This window comes from Moorena producens 3L (genome assembly GCF_000211815.1).
Lineage (GTDB): Bacteria > Cyanobacteriota > Cyanobacteriia > Cyanobacteriales > Coleofasciculaceae > Moorena > Moorena producens.
This window is the reverse complement of the sequence record NZ_GL890956.1, coordinates 101982-108195: the sequence shown is the minus strand read 5'-3', so window position 1 is coordinate 108195 and position 6214 is coordinate 101982. Positions and strand designations below refer to the sequence as shown.

General features: G+C 42.2%; 5 protein-coding genes and 1 pseudogene. 4 read left to right on the top strand and 2 right to left on the bottom strand.

The features are described from left to right. Nucleotides 1–374: 374 nt before the first annotated feature. Nucleotides 375–1919 (top strand): flavin monoamine oxidase family protein, encoded by a 1545-nt coding sequence (locus LYNGBM3L_RS25215; protein WP_008188161.1) that lies wholly within the window; start codon nucleotides 375–377, stop codon nucleotides 1917–1919. Between the two features lie 120 nt (nucleotides 1920–2039). Here LYNGBM3L_RS25215 and LYNGBM3L_RS25210 read toward each other — a convergent pair. Continuing rightward, a pseudogene (locus tag LYNGBM3L_RS25210) lies at nucleotides 2040–2252 on the bottom strand (type II toxin-antitoxin system TacA family antitoxin); the annotation flags it as partial. A 378-nt stretch (nucleotides 2253–2630) separates the two neighbouring features. Between LYNGBM3L_RS25210 and LYNGBM3L_RS25205 the strand changes: the two are divergent. After that, a complete protein-coding gene (locus LYNGBM3L_RS25205) occupies nucleotides 2631–3281 on the top strand; it encodes a Uma2 family endonuclease (RefSeq protein ID WP_008188158.1) in 651 nt (216 codons plus the stop codon). Nucleotides 3282–3570: 289 nt separating this feature from the next. Next, nucleotides 3571–3837, top strand: coding sequence for an element excision factor XisI family protein (locus LYNGBM3L_RS35080; protein WP_008188157.1), 267 nt, complete (start codon nucleotides 3571–3573; stop codon nucleotides 3835–3837). Between the two features lie 83 nt (nucleotides 3838–3920). Here LYNGBM3L_RS35080 and LYNGBM3L_RS25195 read toward each other — a convergent pair whose 3' ends face one another. Then, nucleotides 3921–4103, bottom strand: a complete 183-nt coding sequence (locus LYNGBM3L_RS25195; RefSeq protein WP_008188156.1) for a hypothetical protein — start codon at nucleotides 4101–4103, stop codon at nucleotides 3921–3923. A 62-nt stretch (nucleotides 4104–4165) separates the two neighbouring features. Between LYNGBM3L_RS25195 and LYNGBM3L_RS25190 the strand changes: the two genes are divergently transcribed. Next, complete coding sequence (locus LYNGBM3L_RS25190) at nucleotides 4166–5548, top strand: RNA-guided endonuclease InsQ/TnpB family protein (RefSeq protein WP_008188155.1); 1383 nt, start codon at nucleotides 4166–4168, stop codon at nucleotides 5546–5548. Nucleotides 5549–6214: the final 666 nt, after the last annotated feature.

Below are 6214 nucleotides of genomic sequence, written 5' to 3'. Positions count from 1 at the left end.
CTCCCCAAGACCGCGCTGCCTCCCCAAGACCGCGCTGCCTCCCCAAGACCGCGCTGCCTCCCCAAGACCGTAATGGTGCGTTTTCCGCATTAAGAATTAAATTCGCCACGGGTCGCACCTCTGCATCGCTGTAAGCCCCGTGGAAACCCCCGCGTGAAGGCGCTGCATCGCTTATTCAAAAGCTGATACGCGACACGCTGATACGCGACACGCTGATAGCTGAATGCTTACAAGTCTGGGGAGTAATCCCCTGGTAATGGTTAACTAGTTAGGGGAGTTATCCCTCAAAAAACGCGATGCGCGAGCATTGAGCCGCTACGGGAAGACATTTTTAAGGGAAAATCAGTCTAAGCCCTAATTTCGGATAACGCTCGATGTTTAACCCTTACCGCCATACACAAGAGTTAGAGGAACCTTTTTCCTTTGAGCGCCTGTATCGTCATCCTGGTTCCCTTAGTCCCTACGATCAAGGTGGTACTCGCAAACGAATTGCGATTATCGGTGGAGGAATTGCAGGACTCGTAAGTGCTTACGAACTGAGTCAACTCAACCATCAAGTTACTGTATTAGAAGCTGATTCTCGCCTCGGAGGAAGAATTAAGACTCATTATTTTAGTGATGGCACTTATGGGGAATTAGGCGCAATGCGAATTCCTACTAGTCATGGCTGCACTTTACACTATATAGATAAATTTAATTTACCAAAAAGACCTTTTATTAATTACAATCCCGCCGCTTTTTATTATCTACGGGGTAATAAAACTCGTTTAGATAATTACCAAGAGTTGTTTGCTGTTTACAATTTAAACCCTGATGAGCAACAAGACCCAGGGGTAATTTACGACCAATTATTGGAAGAATTAATCGATTCTTTGACTGAAAAAGATAAATGGGAGTTATTTGCGCCCACTTTTACCAGTGATCAAGTTATAAAATGGGATACCCTAACGGTTACCGACTATTTTCGCAGTCATCTTTCTGCTGATGCTTTTGACTTACTCGGTCATGCTACTGGAGCCATTCATTACGACAAAGTATCTCTGTTAAATGGTTTAATTGATTTCTTTGCCTGGCATCGAGTAGAACAATATGAACTAATCGGAGGACTGGAAACCTTAATTAAGGCTTTGGTTAAAAGCATATCAGGCACAATCCAGACTGAAGCCAGAGTAACAAATATAGAAATGACCGATAGAGGGGTTCGCCTTGTCTGGAATAAGCTGGATCAGCAACAAATCGCAGAATTTGACTATATTATCTGTACTATTCCTGCTACTGCTCTGGCTCAGATTAATTTTGAGCCTAGTTTACCTAGCCAACAACGGGAAGCGATTAACAATTTGGGGTATTGCAGTGCCAGTAAAACTCTATTACACTGTACCGCTCGTCCTTGGGAATTTGCCGATCATGTTTATGGGGGTGGTAGCTTTACGGATTTAAATTTCGAAAAGTGTTGGTATCCTTCTGATAATGCTCAATTAGACTCAACCAAGCTTTCTCAACCTCATATTGTTGCTAAAGATAAGGATATTTCTTATCAGCCATCAGTATTAACGGCTGCTTATCGCTGGGAAGATAATTCCAGAAAATTTAGAACTTTAGAGGAAACAGCTAAAACCGATTTAACCCTAGACGAAGTTTCCCAACTGCATCCTGATATTAAAGACTATACCGATGATATTATTCATAGTATCTGGGATGAAGATAATCAGTCTGGTTCTGGTTCTTATGCCTATTTTGCTCCAGGGGATCGGGAGAAATATCAACCATTACTCGGTCAAGCTTATCCAGTAGATAATCCTCGTGTTTTCTTTGCAGGGGAACACTTGGCAATTAATCATGCTTCAGTTCAAGGAGCGGTGCAAACAGCGGTTTCAGCAGTTATCGATCTTCTGGAAAGTTCTATTTTTGAGATTTAATCGATTCTATTTCTTTTCCTGGCTTGTCAAGCACTACCTAAACTAGATAAAGGTAAAAACAACAATAATTGATGCTCTTTAGTTCCTTCAAACCCGTATCCCTCATAATAAGCGATAATTTCAATCTTTTTCACTGAAAAAAGCCTGATGACGTTGGATAGCTTCTTGTAAATGCTTATTAGGGGCAGGCGGATTTTCAATCAGACTAAAAATTCTATCCCCATCTTGGGGTGATAAGTGAATCACCTGTTCTGTATTAATCACTTTTTGGGCTTCTTTCACCTGAGCCTGAACCATAAATTGATTTAAGGTTGCCCCTGTTAAATCCGCAGCCGTAAGTATTCAGCCGTCAGCTATCAGCTAAAGGCCTACGGCCACGCTACGCGAACAGCTTAAGCCCTACAGATGGTGCTACTTGAGGTGCTAGCAGGCGCTTTAACTGAGCGAGGTCGGATGAGTAAAACGAGCAGGGATTTTCAATCAGGCCTACCAGCACCGCCCAGATTGCTTACTACCTCCTGTTGATTAGCTGACGGCTGACGGCTGATAGCTGAATGCTTACGTATCTTTGACCGATGCAGGAAGCCTAGCTGTGACGCGAGTATCATTAGGGGTGGTACTTGCCATCTGAATTTATTATTCAATTTCTTTTACTATAACAGAATGGTGTCATTTTGTCACCAGAAATTTCAGCTTCAAGAATAACGATCTATGACTCAATCCAAAGCCGAACCCAAATTATACAGCTTTGATGAATTTATCAGCTGGTATCCCGAAAACTCAGCAGTCCGTTACGAGCTACATGATGGAGTAATTATTGAAATGCCCAAGCCAAAGGGTAAACATTCAAATCTAACCGGTTCCCTGATTGAGCAATTATTGATAGTTATTAGGCAGATAGATAAAGGAGGTATTTGGACTATTCCTAGAGAGTCAATTGTTAAACCAAAACGGGAAAACTCAGGTTATGAACCGGACATTATTGTTTTGAACCAAGACGTTATGGAGGCTGAATCTCGCTGGGAAAGCGAATCAATTATTCAAAATCCTGATTCAGTCAAATTAATCGTCGAGGTTGTTTCAACTAATTGGCGTGACGATTACTACAATAAACTTCGAGATTATGTTCGCGTAGCGTCTCGAAGAGAAGAGATGGGCATCGAGGAATATTGGATTATCGATTATGCAGCATTGGGGGCGAGAAAATTTATTGGCAACCCCAAGCAACCCACATTTTTTGTTTGTAGTTTGGTTGACGGCGAATATCAGATGACGCCCTTTACGGGAAATACTCCCATTGTTTCCCCGACTTTTCCCCAGTTCAAATTATCCCCAGAGCAGATTTTCAAGCTGGCTTTGTAGGAAAACGTTAGCCAGCAGCATTGTAAGCATTCAGCTATCAGCTATCAGCTATCAGCTATCAGCTATCAGCTATCAGCTATTGGCCGTAGGTCAGGCTAGGCCAACATTTTATGCGCTACAGATGGTGCTACTCGAGGTGCTTTTGAATAAAATAAGTTCACTGCTGACGGCTGACGGCTGACGGCTGAATACTTACGCAGCATTCATCTCAAGCTTTCGCACAACAAACGATTCAAGAATCTCAAATACACCTATTGCTATATGATCCAAATCAGGAGGTAATTTTGCAGTGGATAAGTTAATTCAGTATCGTCGTCTGATTCAGGAAATATTGGAAAAGCATAGTCTGGTTAAGCTAGCCAATGAAGATATCAAAGTCTATAAATTCTTCGATCCTGAGCAAGATCATTGTCTTGATGCAGTTGCTCATGGGGGAAAGCCCCAAGACCGTAATGGTGCGTTTTCCGTAGGCGAATTAAATTCGCCTACGGAAAGCGCAGCGTCGGCTTTGCCGAAAGCGTCGCCTACGGCGAACGGAAAGCGCACCTTTGGTTAAAACTTTTTGATTAAGGCTCCACTATCCTAAGGTTTTGTCTCCGGGATGAATTTTCCTTCTCAAATGGCGTAAGCTACAATTTATCAACCAGGTAATACACCGGTTCTCCCCAGTAATTCTAGATACTCATACAAACTCAAGTCTGCTTTAGCTGCTAACTGCTTTAATCCGTTCCAAGCTGTATTTGTTGCCTTGATGGTGTGTGTTGTTTTTGGTTCCTCATAAAGACAGGGACGTCCTACTATTCTAGATTTTTGTTTTACCATTTTATTGTCATATTAATTTCGGGAATATATAATTAAAATAGCACAGCAAATAGGTCGATTCTATGCAACTGGGTTATGTCTACAAACTCAAGCCTAGTCCTCAGCAAAAAGCCACCATGGTTGAATGGCTAGACATGTTGTTAGCTCAATATAATTATTTGTTGAGAGACAGGAATGATTCCTATGAGCAAGCCAGATCTCCAAAACTGGGGAATTTCTGCGATCTCAGGAGTGATGGAGAAGCGTGCCCGCTTACTTGTTCGGTAAGCAAATCGAGCTCTGTTGGCTATCCATGGAAAAAGAGCCAGAAAAATCCTAGGCGTAATGCTTACGAGATTCAAAGCTCAGCTCTTCCTGTGCTAAAGAAGCAACGTCCTTGGTATAAAAAAATTCACTCAACTGTTTTACAACAAATGTTAAGACAGTTGGATACTGCTTTCACAAAATTCTTTAAAGGGGAGGCTAAGTACCCTAGACCTAAGAGGCGTTCTCGCTATCGGAGCTTCAAATATTCCCCGGGTCAGGTAAAACTAGACGGCGATGGAATCTATTTACCTGGGATTGGCTGGATGGGCTTTTACAATTCCCGTCCTATACCAGACGGTTTCACCATAAAATCTGTAACCGTACGCAGAAAATCTCGGGGTTGGTTTGTCAGTCTTCAAATTGAAAACAAGTCAGTTCCATTGTCTCCGGTTAAAACAGCCAACGAGATTAGACCAGATCGTGTTAAGGGATGTGATCTTGGGATTAAAAAGCTGGTTAGTACTTCTGACGGGGAGACTATCGTAAATCCGGCTAATACCAATAAATTTAAGCGTCAAGCAAGACGTTTAAAACTCAGGCAAAGAGCTGCAAGTCGAAAGAAAAAAGGATCTAATAATCGCAAGAAATTATTTGGTAAGGTTGCCTATTTACACGAGAAAATAACCAACAAGCGTTCTGCATGCCATTGGGAGATTGCAAAGCAGTTAACCGATGGCACAGACGCCCTGATATTTGAGGATTTAAATATCAGGGGAATGAAATCCCGTTGTAAGCCTAAGCCCAATGAAAATGGTGGTTATGATCACAACGGACAATCTGCTAAAAAGGGGCTCAACCGTGTGATCTCTGATGCTGCCTGGGGAGAACTGATCAAAAAGGTAGAAGTCGTGGCTGCAAAGTCAGGCATTCCAGTAATCAAGATAAACCCCAGACATACATCCCAAGAATGTCCAAAATGCCATCACACCAGTGCAGACAACCGAAGTGGGGAGAAATTTGTCTGTACTGAATGTGGGTATCACGATGATGCTGATATAAATGGCGGAGTAAATATCAGAAATAAGGGTCTCAAAAAACTGGGAATTGACCCTGCCCAGCTACCTTCGGTGCGAAGGAAAGTTACGCCCACGGAGACAACAGTCGCGCACGACTGTGCCTGGGAATCCCCATCCCTCTAAAGGGTGGGGTAGTTCAAGCGTCAATATGATGGATTTGCTGTTGGTTAGATTTCTTGTAAGTCCTGCTGGCTCTACCGTACTTGTGGTTATAAGCTGACTTTTAACGGCTTCTGGCGAAAGCACCATCAAATAAAAGTTTCAGCTCCACATTTTATGATCAATAAACTAATCTTAATGATAAAAATTAAGGTTAGAATAGCGATGCATCGCTACTCCCTACTCCCTATCTCCCTATCTCCCTATCTCCCCACCTCCCCACCAATTACATTTGAGTCCGACGCAAGAAACAGCCCTGGAGTTAGAGGGGATTCCTGCTCCCTAAAAACCAAGAATTTGTAGCTCAGTTAATTAAAAAAATTATGTCAATAAATTATACATAATTGAGTCTATAAATTGTTAATAAAACTAATTGTAAATCAATGTAAAATATTTTTATTTACCCTTGCATTTTTTTGAGGATTTATCTATACTATAGAAGGTGACGACTGAAACTAATAACCGCGCTGGTCATGGCCGTTAATCATCTCCAGCGCGGTTTTCCTCCCACCTAAATAGGAGCTACTTCCATGATGCCAAAAAAATCACGATTATCAATCCTGGCTTTTCAGCAACCCACCGGATCTCTCTTGGGGATACGGCATTGTCTTGATGCAGTCGCTCATGGGG